Consider the following 17,537-nt stretch of genomic DNA (forward strand, 5'->3'; position numbering starts at 1 on the left):
TGGACCTGAAAAAGTAAACCCATTCCAATAAACCTCGAAATCAATATCAGAACTCTACGATGCGGATTTCATAACAGATTTCCAGGTGCGCCGGTTCACCACGAAATGACTTTCCGATACCTCGTTATTCTTCCACACGGCGATTTCCATCGCTCCGCCATCAAAGCGTCACCGATCCGGTGCCAAGTTACGAAATCGGTCTTCTCCCGCGAGCGCGCATGAATCACGATTTCTCCCCTGCCCAGGACACCGACCTGTCCGGCCTGATCCATGGCTTTCGCCCCGGCGAACCGGGGCGGGAAGTCGACTCCGCCCTCGCCTGCCTGCCTGCGACAGGCCCGGGACCCGGACGTGTTTCTGAGCGCCGGCTGAGGAAGTGCCGGACTATTCCTTCGAGAGCCTGCGCGAAGGTTCGCGCTCCGCGCGCATCGGGCACGTCGACTCCACCTTGCTGGCAGTGGTCAACGACGTGGTCTTCAATTTCCGCCTGGTTTCCTCGGAGGTCACCACCCTCTGTGGTCTGCGCCCGCGGTCGCCTGCCGGTCAACGCGCGGACGCAGCCATTGCGCTCGGTGGACAAACCGCGCTCCTCGGTGAAGCACGGCGAACGCTTTCGCTCCTCCGCTCGTCCCTGGAACTGCTGATCCACCTGCTGCGCGACCAGGGCGACTGCCCCAGATCGCCCGCGACACCCGCATGACGGTGGACCATATCGAGGACCAGCTGCTGGCCCTGCGCCTCTCCGCGAACCGCGCCGAACAACACGACGACTGCTGAACATGGACAACGCCAGCGGACAGTGGTTAGGTTGCACGACGACCCTCCACCCGGACCGCCCATGAGCCTCTCCCCCGCCGATCTCAAGCAACTCCAGGCCGCCAAGAACCTGCTGGAGAACCCCGGCCTCACCGCGCAGCTCACCAGCCTGCTCGGCACACCGATCGAATACGGCCTGAAGAAGCTGCCGCGCAAGGTCAGCGAGAAGCTCGGTTCGGTGATCGAAGGCGCATTGCTGAAAGTCGCCCGCTCGGCCACCGCGACCCTCCAGGAGAACGCCAGCGGTCAGCCGGCGAACCGCCTGCATACCCTGGGCGCCGCCGTTTCCGGTGGCGTCGGCGGCTTCTTCGGGCCGCTGGCGATGCTCGTCGAGGTACCGGTCACCACCGGCATCATCTTCCGTTCCATCGCCGACATCGCACGCAGCGAGGGCGAGTCGGTCAAGGACATGGATACCCTGATGGCCTGCATCGAGGTCTTCGCCCTCGGCGGCAAGTCAGGCTCCGACGATGCCTCGGAGTCGGGCTACTATGCCGTGCGCACGGCGCTGGCACAGCAGGTCAAGGCCGCCGCCGACTTCCTCGGCAAGGACGCCGGCAGCAAGAAGGCCGCACCGATGCTCCTGGCGCTGGTGCGCAAGGTCGCCGAACGCCTGGGCGTGCAATATTCGGAGAAACTCGCGGCACAGATCGTGCCGATCGTCGGCGCCCTCGGCGGCGCGGCGATCAACACGGTGTTCATGAACCATTTCCAGGCCATGGCCCGCGGCCATTTCGTAGTCCGTCGCCTGGAGCGTCACTACGGCAAGGACGTGGTGCGCGAGGCCTATGCCCTGCTGCCGCGGCTCGGCTGAGCATGCCGGCGCGCGACTTCGAGCTGCTGCCCGCGCATCTGGCGGGGGTGGAGGCGGTCGCCGCGGAAAGCCTGCACCGTTTCCCCCGGCATTCCCACGCACAGTACGGTATCGGTCTGGTCGAGGCCGGCGCGCAGAAGTCCCTGAGCGGGCGCGGCATGGTCGAGGCCGAGGCTGGCGACCTGATCACCGTCAACCCCGGCGAAGTGCATGACGGCAGTCCGCTGGGCGGGCGGGCGCGACGCTGGCGGATGCTCTACCTGGAGCCGGCGTTGCTGGCCGAAGCCTGCGCCGGTATCGACGAGCGTTCGGCGAGCCCGCCGGAATTCACCCTCCCGGTACTGCGCGCGCCGAGGCTGGCGGCAGTGTTCCGCCAGGCGTTCACGGCACTGACCGAAACACTGGGCGACGCCCAGTCGCTGGCCATCGAGGAATCGCTGGTCGGCCTGCTGGCGGAGATCGTCGTACCTTCCCGCCAGCCGCCGGCGGACATCCGCATCCAGCCTCTGCGCGAGCGGATCGACGACGATCCGCTCGCGCCCCTGAGCCTTGCCGAACTGGCCAGCATCGCCGGCCTCAGCCGCTACCAGGTGCTGCGTGCCTTCTCCCGCGCCACCGGTCTCACGCCCTACGCCTACCTGCTGCAACGCCGGCTGGAGCGCGCCCGTGGCCTGTTCGGCACCGACCAGCCGCTGGCCGACATCGCCCTGGCCTGTGGCTTCGCCGACCAGAGCCACCTGACCCGGCTGTTCGCCCGCCTCTATGGCATCTCGCCCGGGCGCTACGCCCGGCCCCGGCGCTGACTGCAATTTCGTTCAAGAACGCCGTCCGCATTGCTGGTGCAGTAGGCCGCTCCAACAGCGGAAGCCCATGTCATGTCCTCCCGTCACCTCGCCCAGTCCTGCCTGGCACTGGCCATGCTGCTGGTCGGCAGCACGGTGGTGGTCAGCAAGCTGCTGGCCCACGCCCTCGACCCCTTCCTCGCCACCGCCCTGCGCCTGGCCCTCGCCCTGCCCTGCTTCCTCATCCTGCTGCGCCTGTCCGGCCAGCGCTGGCCGCGCCTGGGAGCACGCGACGGATGCTTGCTGCTGGCGCAGGCGGCGGCCGGCAGTGTCGGCTATACGGTGCTGCTGATCGTCGGCCTCCGTTACACCTCGGCCGCCGACGCCGGGGTGATCCTCGGCGCCCTGCCGCTGGTGGCGGCCTCGCTGTCGATCCTGCTGCTCGGTGAACGTCCGTCGCGCCGTTTGCTGGCGGCCCTGGCGCTGGCTTCGGCCGGGGTGGCGGCAATCACCCTGGAGCCCGGCGGCCCGCGCGGCGCCTGGCTGGGCAACCTGCTGGTGCTGCTGGCGGTGGGCTGCGAGGCGCTGTTCATCCTGCTCAACAAGGCGCTGCGCACGGCTGTGCCAGCGCTGCCGCTGTCCACCGCGATGAGCGCCCTCGGCCTGCTGTTGAGCCTGCCGCTGGCGCTGCCCGCCCTGCCCGGCCTCGCCACGGTGCCGCTGTCGGCGCTGCTCGCGGTGCTCTACTACGCGCTGCTGCCGACGGTGGCCGGCTTCCTGCTCTGGTACGCCGGCGCCAGCCGGGTCAGCGCCAGCGAAGCTTCGCTGTTCACCGCGCTATTGCCGGTCAGCGCGCTGCTGGCAGCGGCGCTGGCCGGCGAAACCGTGTCGGTGCGCCAGTTGTGTGGTCTCGGCTGCGTCCTGCTGGCCTTGCTGGCGGTCCTGCTGCCGAACGGCCGGCGCAGGGGGCCCGGCTGAAGACGGGCCCCCCGGGCGTCAGAAGGCCAGGCCGGGGTTGTACAGCGGGCGGAAGGCGCAATGGGTGGTGCCGGCGCTCTGGTTGTAGAGATAGAAACGCCGGCAGTCGTTGTCGTAGTTGCCGCTGCCGACATTGATCCGATAGGGGCCGAGGTTGACGCCTTGCAGCGACACGAAGGCACCGTTGTACAGCAGCGAGAAGTGCAGATGCGGTCCGGTCGAGCTGCCGCCCTCGCAGAGTGCGGTGTTGATATCGCTGGCATAGATCCCGAGCTTGGTGTCGGCGCTGACCTGCTGGCCATTGCTCACCTGGATCCGGTCCATGTGGTAGTAGTTGGTCGCCCAGCCGCTGGGATGGGTGACCCGCACCTGACAGCGCGACAGCACCCGCACCGTGCCGGCATGGGCGGCGACCACGCTGTAGGTCGGGCTGCCCCAGCGCGGCCAGTCGTAGGAGGCGTCGATGGACGACAGCGGATAGCCCGAGCCGCTGTTCGAATGCGCGCCATTCGGCTGCCAGGAGTAGCCTTGCCGCCATGGCAACTGCATCAGGTTGGCCGGCGGCACCAGCGCGGCCTTCGCCTGCAGCTGGCGGGCCGCACGGTTGCGCGGCTGCAGCAGCGCCTGGGACGGGGTGCCGAAAAGCCGCTGGAAGGTCTCGGCATAGGCGCCCAGCGGATGACCGCCATTGGCGTCGGCTTTCGCCGTGTCCTGCAACAGCAGCCCCAGCAGCGCGGCGGAAGCCGGGTTCAGGCCGTTCTCGGCAACGGTGCCGGCGGCTGCCGCCTGGCGCAACCGGTACTCCTCGAAGCCGTAGTAGCGCCGCGACAACTGCTGCAGCACATCGCGTACCTGGGCCTCGAAGCCCTGCTTCGCCGACAGGCGCCCCAGCGGCGCCGCCAGGGCCTGCGGGTCCGGCGCGCCGAGCGGGCCGGACTGCATGACCATCAGCGTCAGCAGCACTTTCGGGTTGATGCTGTAGTAGCCGCTCCAGTGCTCCAGGTACTCGCTCCTGTCGCGCAACGCCGGCGCGTTCAGCGCCAGGTAGGCCTGCAGGTCGAAGGCCTCGGCGTCGCGGCCGTAGAGGAACAGGTCGTCGTTCAGCGGCAGGGCCACGCTGGGCAATTGCAGCCGCTCGAGCAGTTCCGCCGTATAGCGGAATGCCGGCAGACCCTCGTCGTGGGCGCTGGCGGCGCCGCTCACGGCAAGCGCCAACACGGCGAGCAGAAACGGCGAGCTGGAGCTCGCCAGGGCACGCGATCGTTTGTGTTGCATGGGTAGCTCCTGGTCATCGAAGGGAAACCTTGAAAGCCAGCAGCCCGGCAACATCGTCTCCAACGGGGCGACCTGGTCCGCTCCGCCGGTATTTCGCCCAGGCCGGGTTGCACGCCGCAGGACCGTGCAACGCCACCAGCCGGGGGGCAACTACCAGCTTTTGCAGTAAATCCGCCCCCTGGCAGTTTCAGTCGGAAAAATGTGCGGCAGCGCACCAAGCACCCATCGAGTCGATCACAGTACGCCAGCCCACGGAAATACCTCGATACAATCCGCGCCTTCAACGCTCTTCGTCGCCGCTACCGTCGAGGGGGTCGCGACGGGCCATCTCGGCCTCGTCGAGACCGTGTCCGGCACCGATCTCGTTGCCACGCACGACCCTCAGCCGCTTGTCCGCGGGTGCTTCACCGCCACGCTCGGCGGGCGAGCGGGCGCCGCTCTCGTCGATCAGGGTCTCCGGCGCCAGGTCGTCCATGCCGACATTGTCCTGGTAACCATCGTCCGCGTCCGGCTGTCCGCCGGCATGCCCGGCCTCGCGCACCCGTCGCGAGGAAAACTCGGCGTCCACCTCGGCTTCCGGACGCTCATCGCCGATGCGCGCCTTGCGCGCCTGGCGGCGCTCGTCGAAATCGAGCTCGCGGATCGAGCCCATGCGGTCCTGGATATCGTCGATTTCCTGGGGCGTGGTTTTCCGTCGTGTAGCCATGGCGACCTCCCGTTACGAATGTCGGATGAAGACTGCGCACCGCGCAGCGCCCTTGTCGGGTCGACCGGCGAGGCACGGGAAGATTCAGGAATTCCAACCGACGGCAGCCTGGCGGCGGAAAAAAAAGCCGGATCGGCCCGGGGCGGGCTGGACGATCCGGCGGAATCGAAGCGCGGGACGTCGCGCACCTTGCCGCCGACGGCGGGAGGTGGCGCACAGCGTTTCGCAGGGAATGACCACGGGCATCGGCCGGTGGTCCAGGGGGAGTCAGCTAGGGACGGCTTCCTCGAGGTAGTCGACGGCCTCGCGCACGGTCTCGATCCGCTCCACGTCGTCATCGGCGATCTCGACGCCGAACTCCGCTTCCAGGGCCATGACCAGCTCGACCACCTCGAGCGACTCGGCTCCGAAGTCGCGACGAAAGTCGCTGTCGAGCCGGATGTCGCATTCCTCCACGCCGAGCCGGGCGGCCACCAGTTTCCTCACTCTGGTCTCGATGTCGTCCATGCCTCGCGGTCCCGATGTCCCGACCGTGGAAAAGTGCGGCTAATAAAGCCTCCGCCCCCGCCAGCGACAACTGCCAGATCTGGCAGTGGCGGAAGGCCGACCCACGGCCGCCGCGCCCTGCCGGGCTGGCACGGTGGCTGAACCGCTGCCGGGAAGATGAAGCCTGTCACAGCCTTTCCTGGGTGCGCGCTACCACCCGCGCCCTGGCCCGCGGCAGGCTCTCCGGCAATCCGGCCAGGGCCCGCTGCGCCTGCCGCGGATCGGCGAAATCGCCCTGCTCCACGGCGAACCACTCGCCGTCGTCGCGCTTCTCGCGGCGCAGGCGCAAGGCCAGCCCCGCGTGGCGTTCGATCAGCGCCCGCATGAACGCCTCGCTGCTACCTTCGATCAGGCGCACCGTGTAACGCCGCGCTGGCGCCGCCGAGGGCTCGCTCTCGCGCACCTCCAGCACCTCGCCGCCACGGCCGTTGCCCAGGCTCGCCGGGTCCGCCAGGCGCGGCTTCTCCATCAGCACCGGGGCCGGCTCCGGGTAGCCGCGCGGCGACTCGGGAAGCGCCGGCAGGGCCTGCGCGGCGGGGCGCAGGTCGATGGCCGGGGCGGCGTCGAACAAGGGAGTCGAGGCGCCGCGCAATACCTGGATGGAACGGTAGCGGCCCTGGCTGACCCGTGCCAGGCCGACGGCGTCGCGGACGATGCTCGGGCGCAGGAAGACCATCAGGTTGCGCTTCACCCGGGTGTCCCGGGTCGAACGAAACAGCCGGCCGACCCCGGGAATGTCGCCGAGCAGGGGCACCCGCGAGTCGCTGCGCACCACGTCGTCCTGGATCAGCCCGCCAAGCACGATCACCTGGCCGTCGTCGGCAAGCACCGTGCTCTTGATCGAGCGCTTGTTGGTCACCAGGTCCACCGTCTTGGCCGCCAGCGTGGCCGCTGGCGCGATCGAGGAGATCTCCTGCTCTATTTCCAGGCGCAGCATGCGGTCATCGCCGATATGCGGGGTCACCTTCAGGGTCACTCCGATGTCCTTGCGCTCGACAGTGGTGAAGGGGTTGCTCGATCCTTCGCTGTTGGTGGTGTAGGAACCGGTCTGGAACGGTACATTCTGCCCGACCAGGATCTCCGCCTTCTGGTTGTCCAGGGTCAGCAGGCTCGGGGTCGACAGCAGGTTGCTGTTGCTGTTGCGGGTCAGCGCGGTGATCAGCGCGCCGAAGTCGCGGCTGCCAAGGCCGACGATGGCGCCATCCGGTAGTTCGGCTGGTGGCTTGCCGCTCTGTAGCGCACCGAGCAGCGTGCCGATGGACAGTCCGCTGCCGGCGAAGCTGGTGCCGCCGACGGCATGCCCGCCGCGCATGGCCCATTGCACGCCGAGCGCCTCGTTGAGTTCGCCGGTCAGTTCGACGATCGCCGCCTCCACCAGCAACTGCGCGCGCGGCACGTCGAGTTGGCGGACGATCTCCTCGAACAATCCGACCTCCTGCGGATCGGCGAGGATCACCAGCGCATTCAACGATTCGTCGGCACGCACCAGCGCGCCGCGCTTGCCGCTGCGCCGCTGTCCCTGATCCCCGCCTTCCCGCAGCGACTCGCCGATCTCTCCCAGGGTGCTGGCGATGGTCTTGGCGTCGCCATGGCGCAGGCGGATCACCCGGCTGTTGGCCGAGCGCGACGATGGCACGTCCAGCGACTGCGCCAGGCGCAACAGCCGTGCCCGCGCCTGTGGCGGGCCGAGCAGGACCAGGCGGTTGCTGCGGCTGTCGGCGAGGACCTGGACGGTGGCGGCGTTCTTTCCGGCGGCCGGGGTGACGCTTTGGTCGAGCACCTCGGCGATTTCCGCGACCCAGGCATGGCGCAGGTCGTAGATGCTGTAGTCGTGCTCGCCGGCCTGGTCGAGGCTGCGCACGATCGACTCGATGCGCTCGATGTTGGCGCGCCGGTCGCTGACGATCAGCGCATTGGCCGAGGGTACCGCCGCGAGATGGCCGTGGGCCGGGACCAGCGGACGGATCATCGGGATCAGCTCCACCACCGAGGTCTGCCGGGCCTGGATCACCCGCGTCTCCAGGCTGCCCGGCCCGACGTGGACGCCGCCACCGGCGGCGTCCTGGCGCCCCTCCATGTTCGGTACGATGCGCGCCTGCCCGTCCTGGGGCAGCACCGCGTAGCCATGAGTGGCGAGCACCGAAAGGAACAGCTGGTAGACCTCCGCCAGGTTCAGCCGCGCCTGGGAAACCACCGTGACCCGACCCTTCACTCGCGGATCGACGATGAAAGTCTGGCCACTGATGGCCGAGACCTGCTCGATGAAGTCGCCGAGCTCGGCCTCCTTCATGTTGATCGTCCACTGCTCTTCCTCCTGCGCGGCGGCAGTGGCGGCAGGCGCCGGATGCGCCGTCGCCGCCAGGCCGGGAGTGACGAGCGCCAGCAGCAGGAACAGCGAAGACAGACGGAGGGCGGAACGGGTACTACAACGTGGCATGGGTGGCTTCTGCCCTTCCGGCTTTGGGGAAATACAGACGTTCTTCATGACCCTGGTCGCGTAGCACCACGTGGTCGCGATAGACCGCCAGCAGCACGGTGCCGGGGCGCACTTCGGCGCCCGCCAGGAAGCGCTGCGAGCGCCCGGCCACCGCGATCAGCGCCGCCGAACGATCCGCGCGACGCGCCAGGAAGCAGGCCAGCAGGCGCAATTGCAGGCGCTCGCCGGCGGGCGCGCCGCGTGGCGGCGGGGCCGCGCCGAACAACCTGGCGAGCGCCGCGCGCGAAGCCGGCACCGACGCGCGCGCGGGTGCCACGGGCAACGCGGCGGGCAACGCGCCCAGTTCATGGCGCAGGGCCCGAGCCTGGCTGGCCAGGCTGGCGCTGAGCAACGCCAGCAGCAGCACGCAGAGCGCGGCGGGCACCTGCCTGGACAGGCCACGCGGGGCAATGGGAAACGATGGGAAATGACGCGACATGCAGCAGACGGGTTCCGGCAGACGGGCATGCTGCAACGGCGCGGCTCGCCCAGGGGCGGCGAGCATAAGGGATGGTCTCGCGGCCTATGGCCGCGAAAGGGCAAAACTGTTAAAGACGCCCGCTTTGAACCGCCGGGCCGGGAACTGGCCCACAAAACGGTCGTGGAGAAAGACCGGTATCAGCGTTTGCCCATCGAACGACGGGTGCCGCGCGGCGCCATGCCGGGGCGCTGGCCCTTGTCGTGGACCCTGTGCTGCGGATAGAGCTGGGCCTGGTTCTTCTTCGCCAGGGCGGCTTTCAGCAGCGCGCTGGCGTCGCTCGGCGCGGCAGGGGCCGGGGCGTCGTCGGTGGTAGGGGCCTGGGGAGTAGCGTCGGGGGCGGAAGCCATGGCGTGTCCGGATCGGGGGAAATCGTGGGGGCGCGATTATACATGGCTCCCCAGCGCTCCGGCAGCACCCCCGGCGTGCCGCAACCGGTCAACGCACCTGCCACCAGCCCGGCAATAGCCGGCGCACCCTGGCCTGGGCGAAACGGTCGTCGATCAGATGCACCACGCCGCGATCGCTGCGGCTGCGGATCACCCTCCCAGCGGCCTGGACCACCTTCTGCAGGCCCGGGTACAGGTAGGTGTAGTCGTAACCGTCGCCGAACAGGCGCTGCATGCGCAGCCGAATCTGCTCGTTGACCGGGTTGACCTGGGGCAACCCGAGGGTGGCGATGAAAGCGCCGATCAGGCGCTCGCCCGGCAGGTCGATGCCTTCGCCGAAGGCACCGCCGAGCACGGCGAAGCCAATGCCCTCGCCGCCCGCGACGAAGCGTTCGAGGAAGGCCCGGCGCTCCTCTTCGTCCATCCGTCGCGTCTGGCTCCAGCACGGCAGCCACGGGTATGCCTGGCGGAAGACTTCCAGCGCCTGCTGCAAGTAATCGAAACTGCTGAAGAAGGCCAGGTAGTTGCCCGGCCGCTGGCGAAATTGCTCGCCGAGAATCGCCGCGATCGGCGCCAGGGATGCCTGGCGATGCGCGTAGCGCGTGGACACCCGGCGTTGCAGGTGGACCTCCAGCTGCTCGGCGCTGAACGGCGAGTCCACCTCCAGCCAGGGCGTGCCCGCCGGCAGGCCGAGCAGGTCGGCGTAATAGTCGCGCGGCCCGAGGGTAGCGGAGAACAGCACGGTGGAACGGCTGGCGGCGAAGCGCTCGGCGAGGAACGCCGCCGGCACCACGTTGCGCAGGCACAGGCGGGCCAGGCTGCGGCCGCCGCTGCCTGGACGCTTCTCGATATCGAACAGGGAATGCTCGCCGAACAGCTCGGCGAGGCGGCCGAACTGCAGGATCGCGAAGTAGAACTCCTGCAGCGCCGGCTCCAGCGCCTGCGGCTGCTCGGCGAGCAGGTCGTTGATCGCCCCCACCGCGCTCTGCAAGGCCAGGAGCAGCTTCTGCGGTGGCTCCTCGTAGGCCTGGTAGTCGTCCGCCTGGGCCTTGGCCAGTTCGTTCCAGGCACGCTGGATGCGTTCCAGGGGTTTCTTCAGGACCGCCGGGGCGCTCTTGCGCACGCCGAGGAAATCGCCCTGGTCGAGTTCGGCGGAGTACATCCGCCGGCCGCGCTCCACCAGGTTGTGCGCCTCGTCCACCAGCACCGCCAGCCGCCACTGGTTGACCTGGGCCAGACCATGGAGCATGCCGCCGAGGTCGAAGTAGTAGTTGTAGTCGCCCACCACCAGGTCACACCAGCGCGCCAGTTCCTGGCCCAGGTAATAGGGGCAGACCTGGTGCGCCAGCGCCACCTCGCGCAACCGCGCCTGGTCCAGCCAGCGCGCCTCCACGGCGGCGGCGCGCGCCGCCGGCAGGCGCTCGTAGAAGCCCCGGGCCAGGGGACAGGATTCGCCGTGGCAGGCCTTGTCCGGGTGCTCGCAGGCCTTGTCCCGCGCCACCAGTTCCAGCACTCGCACGGGCAGTTCGCCGGCCTCCCCGTGCAGGCTGCGCAGGGCATCCAGGGCCAGGGCCCGACCCGGGGTCTTGGCGGCGAGGAAGAACAGCCGGTCCAGGCGCTGCCCGGGCATCGCCTTGAGCTGCGGGAACAGCGTGCCGATGGTCTTGCCGATCCCGGTCGGCGCCTGTGCCATCAGGCAGCAACCGGCGGAGGCCGCCTTGTACACCGCCTCCGCCAGTTGTCGCTGGCCATGGCGGAATTCGCCGTGGGGAAAGCGCAGCGCGAGCAGTCCGCGGTCGCGTCGCTGGCGGTGCGCGAGTTCCTGCTCGGCCCAGGCGAGAAACGCCTGGCACTGGGTTTCGAAGAAGATCCGCAGGTCGTCGGCGCGCTGGCGCTCGACGAAACGCGTTTCCTTGTGGCCGCCGACCTCCAGGTAGACCAGCGCCAGTTCGATTTCCTCCAGCTTCCGTTCGGCGCAGAGCAGCCAGCCGTAGACCCTGGCCTGGGCCCAGTGCAGGTGCCGGTGGTTGGCCGGTTGCAGGGCGAGGTCGCCGCGGTGGGTCTTGATTTCCTCCAGGCAGTTCGCCTGTGGATCGTAGCCATCCGCCCGGCCGCGTACCTGCAGGTGCCGGTAGCGTCCGCTCAGCGCCACTTCGCGCTGGTAGTGGGCGGGACGCCGGGAGGTCACCAGGGTGTGTCCGGCGATGCCCTCCAGGGCGCTGGGCGAAGGGGTGAAGCGCAGGTCGAGGTCGCCGCGCTTGGCGGTGAACTCGCAGAGCGCGCGCACCGCCACCTGGTAAGGGACGTCGACGCCGGCCTCAGGCATCGGCACGCCACTGCACGTAGCAGACCGCCACCGACATGTCGCGCTCGCGGCAGAATTGCAGCCAGCGCAACTGGTTGTCCTGCAGGCGGTCGCCCGGTCCCTTGACCTCGACCATCCGGTAGCGGCGCTGCGCCGGCCAGAACTGGATCAGGTCCGGCAGGCCGGCGCGGTTGCCCGGGATATCCTCCAGCAGGCGCTCGAACCAGGCGCGCAGGTGGGCCGCCGGCAGGCAGTCGAGCGCCTGCTCGAGCAAATCCTCGCCGAGCAGCTCCCAGTGGACGAAGGGTGACTGCAGGCCGGATTTCTCGCGGTAGCGGCGGCGGATCGCATCGCGATAGCTGCCATCCTCCAGCCGGCCCAGGCAGGCCTCGAACAGGGCGGCGCGGCGCTGGTGGAAGTCGGCACCGTGCAGGTCCGCCGGCGCACTGTGGAAGGGATGGAAGAACGCCCCGGGAATGGCGGCGAAGATCGCCTCCCAGCAGAGCAGCCCGAACAGCGAGTTGATCAGGCCGTTCTCGACGTAGTGCACCGCGCAACCGGGCTCTTCCAGGTGCTCGCGGACCGCCCACTCGACGCTGCGCGGCTCGTCCGGGAACGCCAGGCACAGTTCCAGGCGCTCGATTTCCGGCGGCGCGGCCCGCGCCTGCCGCGGCAGGCCGAGCTTGCCCTGCAGGCGCGGCAACAGCCGCGCCAGGCCCTGGCGCTCGGCGTCGCTTTCCGGCGCGCTGGCGGCCTCCAGCGCCAGCGTATGGGCCTCGGCGAAGCGCTCGCCGCGCTCCAGGCTGCGGATCGCCCGCAGGCGCGCGCCGGGATGGCTGGACTGGCGATAGAGTGCGTGGGCCAGGTGGAAATCCTGTCGCTTCTCGCAGTGCTGGGCGAACTGGAACAGCAGCTTGACCCGTCGCCCCTCCAGCCAGGAGTTGGCATACGGCTCGCGCGGCAGGTCGGCGAGCAGCTCGCCCAGCGGCTCGCCGAGGTCGAAGCGCTGCCGGCAATCGAACAGGCGCAGGTAGGCGTCGATGTCCTCGCGCTGGCGAAAGCCGCGGGAATCGGCGGAAAACTCGACGCTTTCGTAGCGATAGATGCCCAGATCGGCGAGGACGAATTCCGACCAGTCCTGCCACAGGTTGCCGAAGTACATCAGCCGCAGGCGGTCGCAGAGCGCCATGCAGCGCAGCGCATAGATCGGCTCGGGGAAGTCGGCCTGCCACTCGGCCAGCCGCCGCGCCTCGGGAAACAACGGCTGCAGCCGTTCCAGCAGTTCGTCCTTGCGCAGGTTGGCCCGCTCGAGATGCGCCCGGAACAGCCGCGACAATTCGTCCTTCTTCAGCAGCGCGAACAGCTGCGCCAGTTCCAGCTCCGGCTGCGCGTCCACCCAGCCCAGCGCGAGCAAGGGTTGCACGGCAGCATGGGTATCGCCGATCTCGGCATAGGCCAGCTTGCCTTCGCGGAACAGCGTGCCCTTGCGCATCACCATGCGCACCAGCAACGCCTGGCTGGCCTCGGGCAGCGCGGCGAACGCGGCGATGAAGGCGCGCTCCTGGTCGTCGAGCAGATCGGCATAGCGTTCGCCGATCCAGGCGAGCACCGCGCGGAAGTTGTGCAGGTAGTAGAAGGGTTCGGGAAGCGCTGGGGAATTCACGGGAAGCGGAGCCTGGTACTGTTCATGCATACAGATACCAGTGCCCCCGCGGCTTGGCAATGCGCATCCGATCAAGCGTCACCGGCATGGCGACGACTATCCAGGCACAAGGCGTTCGTTATATAAAAATATTAACAACGAAACCTGCCCCGTATCGGTCCGATGAAGAAGATCCGCCAACGCAACCTGCAACTGATCCTCGACGCCGCCTGCGAAGTCTTCGCCGACTGCGGCTTCAGCGCCGCCCGGCTCAGCGACGTCGCCGAGCACGCCGGCGTGGCCAAGGCCAACGTGCTCTATTACTACCGCTCCAAGGCGCAACTCTACGAAGCGGTGCTGGACAGCATCGTCGAGCCTCTGCTGGAAGCCTCCCGGCCATTCGCCGGCGACCAGCCGCCCGCCGAGGCGCTACGCGCCTACGTCGACAACAAGATGCGCATCGGCGCCGAGCGGCCGCACGCGGCCAGGGTCTTCTCCTGCGAGATCATGCGCGGCGCGCCGCGCATGCCGGCGACGCTGCTGGAACGCCTCGACGCCCAGGCCGAACGCAACGCCGAACGCATCCGCCACTGGATCGCCGAGGGCCTGCTGGCGCCGCTGGATCCGTACCACCTGCTGCTCAACCTCTGGGCCATGACCGAGTCCTATGCCCTCGGCGGCTGGCAGCTGGCGCGTCTGACCGGGCAGGCGGGACTGCGTCCGGACGACTACCGGCAGGCGGCGGAGAACATCGTCCGGCTGGTCTGCGCCGGTTGCCTCGCCACCCCCGCCGAGTCCGCCGCGCGCCGGCGGATCCGTGCGGTGGGCGCCTGAGCGTCTTGCGCGAGATCAATTTCCACGCACCGCTATATTCCAAAAGCCATAGCGAAGCCCTAAGCTTGCGCCAGCCCCGTCCGCCCTCCACAGGAGCTCCCATGACCACCCGACTGCCCCAGCTGTTGCTCGCCCTCCTCGCCAGCGCCGTAACCCTGGCCGCCAGCGCCGAGGAAGTTCAGGTCGCCGTCGCGGCCAACTTCACCGCGCCGATCCAGGCCATCGCCAGGGATTTCGAAAAGGACACCGGGCACAGGCTGGTCGCCGCCTACGGCGCCACCGGCCAGTTCTATGCCCAGATCAAGAACGGCGCGCCATTCCAGGTTTTCCTCTCCGCCGACGACAGCACGCCGGCGAAGCTGGAGCAGGAAGGCGAGATCGTGCCCGGCTCGCGCTTCACCTATGCCATCGGCACCCTGGCGCTCTGGTCGCCCAAGGCCGGCTACGTCGACGCCAGGGGCGAGGTGCTGAAGCGCGCCGGCTTCAAGCACCTGGCCATCGCCAACCCGAAGACCGCGCCCTACGGCCTCGCCGCGACCCAGGCGATGGACAGGCTCGGTCTCGCCGCCACGCTCGGGCCGAGGTTGGTGGAAGGACAGAACATCAGTCAGGCTTACCAGTTCGTTTCCAGCGGCAACGCCGAACTGGGCTTCGTCGCCCTGTCGCAGATCTACAAGGATGGTAAAGTCGCCAGCGGCTCGGCCTGGATCGTTCCCGCCGAGCTGCACGACCCGATCCGTCAGGACGCGGTCATCCTCAACAAGGGCAAGGACAACGCCGCCGCCAGGGCCCTGGTCGACTACCTCAAGGGTCCCAGGGCCGCCGCGCTGATCAAGTCCTACGGCTACGAACTCTAAGGCGGGACCCGCATGGCGTTGCCACTCGACAGTACGGACCTGGCGGCCATCTGGCTGACCATCGAACTGGCTTCGCTCACCACCCTCCTCCTGCTGCTGATCGGCACGCCCATCGCCTGGTGGCTGGCGCGCACCCGCTCCTGGCTGAAGGGGCCGATCGGCGCGGTGGTGGCCCTGCCGCTGGTGCTGCCGCCGACGGTGATCGGTTTCTACCTGCTGGTCAGCATGGGTCCCAACGGTTTCATCGGCCAGCTCACCCAGGGCCTCGGCCTGGGCACCCTGCCCTTCACCTTCGCCGGCCTGGTGGTCGGCTCGGTGTTCTACTCGCTGCCCTTCGTCGTGCAACCGCTGCAGAACGCCTTCGAGGCGATCGGCGAGAAACCGCTGGAGGCCGCTGCGACCCTGCGCGCCAGCCCCATCGACCGTTTCTTCAGCGTGGTCCTGCCGCTGGCCCGGCCGGGCTTCGTCACCGCCGCGATCCTCGGCTTCGCCCACACCGTCGGCGAGTTCGGCGTGGTGCTGATGATCGGCGGCAACATTCCGGAGAAGACCCGCGTGGTCTCGGTGCAGATATTCGACCACGTCGAAGCCATGGAGTACGCCCAGGCCCACTGGCTGGCCGGTGGCATGGTGGTGTTCTCCTTCATCGTCCTCCTCGCCCTCTATTCGGGCCGGCGCCGCCGGCCGGGCTGGGCCTGAGATGGATGGCCTGCGCCTGCGCTTCCGCCGCGCCTACCCCGGCTTCGAACTGGACGTCGACCTGGACCTGCCCGGCCGCGGCGTCACCGCGTTGTTCGGCCATTCCGGCTCGGGCAAGAGCACCTGCCTGCGCTGCATCGCCGGCCTGGAAAAGGCCGCCGAGGGCGAGGTGACGATCAACGGCGAGACCTGGCAGGACAGCCGCCGCAACCTCTTCGTCGCGCCGCACCGGCGCGCCCTCGGCTATGTGTTCCAGGACGCCAACCTGTTCCGCCATCTATCGGTGCGGCGCAACCTGGTCTTCGGCCTCAGGCGCATCGCCGCCGCCGAACGCCGCGTCGAGCTGGAACAGGCCTGTGCCCTGCTCGGCATCGAGCACCTGCTCGAGCGCATGCCCGAACGTCTCTCCGGCGGCGAACAGCAGCGCGTCGGCATCGCCCGGGCCCTGCTCACCAGCCCGCGTCTGTTGCTGATGGACGAGCCGCTGGCATCCCTCGACCTGAAACGCAAGGGCGAGATCCTGCCCTATCTCGAACGCCTGCACGAGGAACTGGACATCCCGGTCCTCTATGTCAGCCATTCGCCGGACGAAGTGGCGCGCCTGGCCGATCACCTGGTGCTGCTGGAGAACGGCAGGGTCCGCGCCAGCGGGCCGATCGGCGAAACCCTGGCGCGAGTGGACCTGCCGCTGGCGCTGGACGACGACGCCGGGGTGGTGATCGAGGGTACGGTCAGCGGCCACGACCCGGCCTACGGCCTGCTGACCCTGGTCCTGCCCGGCAGCGCGCTGCAGATGCGTGTCGCCCACGCCCCGCTGGCTGCCGGCAAGCGCCTGCGCTTCAAGGTACAGGCGCGCGACGTCAGCCTGAACCTGCGCGAGGACGCCCAGAGCAGCATCCTCAACCGCCTGCCGGTACGGGTCCTGGAATTGGTCGATACCGACACCGCGGCCCACGTGCTGGTGCGCCTGGACGCCGGCGGCAACCCGTTGCTGGCGCGGATCACCCGTTACTCACGGGACCAACTGCAACTACGGCCCGGCCAGCTGGTGTGGGCGCAGATCAAGTCGGTGGCGGTGCTCGCCTGAACCCCGGCCTCGCCTCGGCGCCTAGACCCTGGGCCAACGGTAGCGGATCAACCGGCCCATCCGCCGCAGGAAGGCGAAGCCGTTGTAGATCGGCAGCAGCAGCCGCGACGACTGCGGCAGCTTGGCGACATCCTGCGGATCGTAGTCGGTGACCTCTTCGATGAAGCGCAGGGCCGGATGCCACTGCTCGAGTTCGCGCGGGTCGTCGATGCTCCAGTGCACCTGCGCCCCGGTCTCGCGCAGCGGCGGATACAGGCGCAGCAGCATGATGCCGAGGCGGCCGTAGCCGTCGAACAGCAGCTCGCCGCTGCCCAGGTGGTCGACCAGGCGCTCCACCAGGCGCCGCACCTGGGGCTCCCGCAGATAAGGCATCAGCCCCTCGGCCAGGACCAGGGCGGGCCGTTCGCGCGGCACCCCTTGCAGCCAGCCGTCGTCGTCCACCGAGTGGCGCAGCGCCCGGTAGGCGCCGGCGCGCGGCGGGTAGAGGCGCTCGCGCAGGTCCATGACCTGCGGATAGTCAAGGTCGAACCAAGGCACCTCGGCCGGCGGATCGAGCCGGTAGATACGGCTGTCCAGGCCGCAACCGAGGTTGAGCACCTGGCCCTCGGGATGGCGGCCGAGGAAGTCGCGGCAGGCCTGGTCGAAGTAATGCGAGCGCATGGCCAGGGCCCGTTCGTTGCCCTTGCCGAGGGCGACCCTGGAGAAGTCGAAGTCGATCTGCCGCACCGCCTCCTCGGCGAAACGATCATGGAGGATGGAGTCCTCCAGGCGGCTGTCCAGAGCCTTGGCGTAGAGGGTGATCAGGAGTGTCTGCTTTTCTCCGGTGAGGGTGATGCGATGGCCGGGCATGAAA

16 protein-coding genes and 1 pseudogene are annotated in these 17,537 nt (G+C 68.8%); 8 read left to right on the forward strand and 9 right to left on the reverse strand.

What is annotated here, in order from left to right; all coding sequences use genetic code 11:
* Positions 1–218: 218 nt before the first annotated feature.
* From B7D75_RS15555 to B7D75_RS15570, 4 genes and pseudogenes are all read left to right on the forward strand, one after another.
* Positions 219–759: pseudogene (locus tag B7D75_RS15555) on the forward strand (magnesium transporter CorA); the annotation flags it as partial.
* A 79-nt stretch (positions 760–838) separates the two neighbouring features.
* Complete coding sequence (locus tag B7D75_RS15560; RefSeq protein WP_003156207.1) at positions 839–1,630, forward strand: EcsC family protein; 792 nt, start codon at positions 839–841, stop codon at positions 1,628–1,630.
* A 2-nt stretch (positions 1,631–1,632) separates the two neighbouring features.
* Positions 1,633–2,433 carry an AraC family transcriptional regulator gene (locus B7D75_RS15565; protein WP_107114200.1) on the forward strand — a complete coding sequence of 267 codons (801 nt, stop codon included), beginning with the start codon at positions 1,633–1,635 and terminating at the stop codon, positions 2,431–2,433.
* A 72-nt stretch (positions 2,434–2,505) separates the two neighbouring features.
* Positions 2,506–3,390, forward strand: a complete 885-nt coding sequence (locus tag B7D75_RS15570; RefSeq protein WP_107114201.1) for a DMT family transporter — start codon at positions 2,506–2,508, stop codon at positions 3,388–3,390.
* A gap of 18 nt (positions 3,391–3,408) precedes the next feature.
* On the opposite strand, the gene B7D75_RS15575 is transcribed toward B7D75_RS15570, so the two are convergent.
* The 8 genes from B7D75_RS15575 to B7D75_RS15610 all read right to left on the reverse strand — a co-directional run bounded on the left by B7D75_RS15575 (position 3,409) and on the right by B7D75_RS15610 (position 13,258).
* Complete coding sequence (locus B7D75_RS15575) at positions 3,409–4,665, reverse strand: M23 family metallopeptidase (protein ID WP_058145391.1); 1,257 nt, start codon at positions 4,663–4,665, stop codon at positions 3,409–3,411.
* Positions 4,666–4,945: 280 nt separating this feature from the next.
* Positions 4,946–5,371 carry a hypothetical protein gene (locus tag B7D75_RS15580; RefSeq protein WP_012076122.1) on the reverse strand — a complete coding sequence of 142 codons (426 nt, stop codon included), beginning with the start codon at positions 5,369–5,371 and terminating at the stop codon, positions 4,946–4,948.
* A gap of 267 nt (positions 5,372–5,638) precedes the next feature.
* Complete coding sequence (gene acpP / locus B7D75_RS15585) at positions 5,639–5,878, reverse strand: acyl carrier protein (protein WP_012076123.1); 240 nt, start codon at positions 5,876–5,878, stop codon at positions 5,639–5,641.
* A gap of 166 nt (positions 5,879–6,044) precedes the next feature.
* Positions 6,045–8,354 (reverse strand): type II secretion system secretin GspD, encoded by a 2,310-nt coding sequence (gene gspD / locus B7D75_RS15590; RefSeq protein ID WP_034080051.1) that lies wholly within the window; start codon positions 8,352–8,354, stop codon positions 6,045–6,047.
* Entirely contained in the window at positions 8,341–8,868 is a 528-nt protein-coding gene (locus B7D75_RS15595; RefSeq protein ID WP_054080491.1) for a type II secretion system protein N, read from the reverse strand. The genes gspD and B7D75_RS15595 overlap by 14 nt, the downstream gene beginning before the upstream one ends.
* Before the next feature lie 143 nt (positions 8,869–9,011).
* A complete protein-coding gene (locus B7D75_RS15600; RefSeq protein WP_012076126.1) occupies positions 9,012–9,221 on the reverse strand; it encodes a hypothetical protein in 210 nt (69 codons plus the stop codon).
* Between the two features lie 88 nt (positions 9,222–9,309).
* A complete protein-coding gene (locus B7D75_RS15605; protein WP_107114202.1) occupies positions 9,310–11,586 on the reverse strand; it encodes an ATP-dependent DNA helicase in 2,277 nt (758 codons plus the stop codon).
* Positions 11,579–13,258 (reverse strand): VRR-NUC domain-containing protein, encoded by a 1,680-nt coding sequence (locus B7D75_RS15610; RefSeq protein WP_107114203.1) that lies wholly within the window; start codon positions 13,256–13,258, stop codon positions 11,579–11,581. Before B7D75_RS15610 ends, B7D75_RS15605 begins: the two co-directional genes overlap by 8 nt.
* Before the next feature lie 132 nt (positions 13,259–13,390).
* Here B7D75_RS15610 and B7D75_RS15615 point away from each other — a divergent pair, with 132 nt between their 5' ends.
* The 4 genes from B7D75_RS15615 (at position 13,391) to modC (ending at position 16,684) form a co-directional block, all read left to right on the forward strand.
* On the forward strand, positions 13,391–14,041 hold the full coding sequence (locus B7D75_RS15615; protein WP_034080058.1) for a TetR/AcrR family transcriptional regulator: 651 nt from the start codon (positions 13,391–13,393) through the stop codon (positions 14,039–14,041).
* Between the two features lie 101 nt (positions 14,042–14,142).
* The gene (gene modA / locus B7D75_RS15620) at positions 14,143–14,898 is read left to right on the forward strand and encodes a molybdate ABC transporter substrate-binding protein (protein ID WP_043103067.1); all 756 of its coding nucleotides are present in this window, start codon (positions 14,143–14,145) and stop codon (positions 14,896–14,898) included.
* A 12-nt stretch (positions 14,899–14,910) separates the two neighbouring features.
* Positions 14,911–15,597 (forward strand): molybdate ABC transporter permease subunit, encoded by a 687-nt coding sequence (gene modB / locus B7D75_RS15625; protein ID WP_012076131.1) that lies wholly within the window; start codon positions 14,911–14,913, stop codon positions 15,595–15,597.
* A gap of 1 nt (position 15,598) precedes the next feature.
* Positions 15,599–16,684 (forward strand): molybdenum ABC transporter ATP-binding protein, encoded by a 1,086-nt coding sequence (gene modC, locus B7D75_RS15630; protein WP_004367884.1) that lies wholly within the window; start codon positions 15,599–15,601, stop codon positions 16,682–16,684.
* 21 nt (positions 16,685–16,705) lie between these two features.
* Here modC and B7D75_RS15635 read toward each other — a convergent pair whose 3' ends face one another.
* Positions 16,706–17,533, reverse strand: coding sequence for a class I SAM-dependent methyltransferase (locus B7D75_RS15635; RefSeq protein WP_033997222.1), 828 nt, complete (start codon positions 17,531–17,533; stop codon positions 16,706–16,708).
* Between the last annotated feature and the right edge of the window lie 4 nt (positions 17,534–17,537).

This window comes from Pseudomonas paraeruginosa, assembly GCF_003025345.2.
Lineage (GTDB): Bacteria > Pseudomonadota > Gammaproteobacteria > Pseudomonadales > Pseudomonadaceae > Pseudomonas > Pseudomonas paraeruginosa.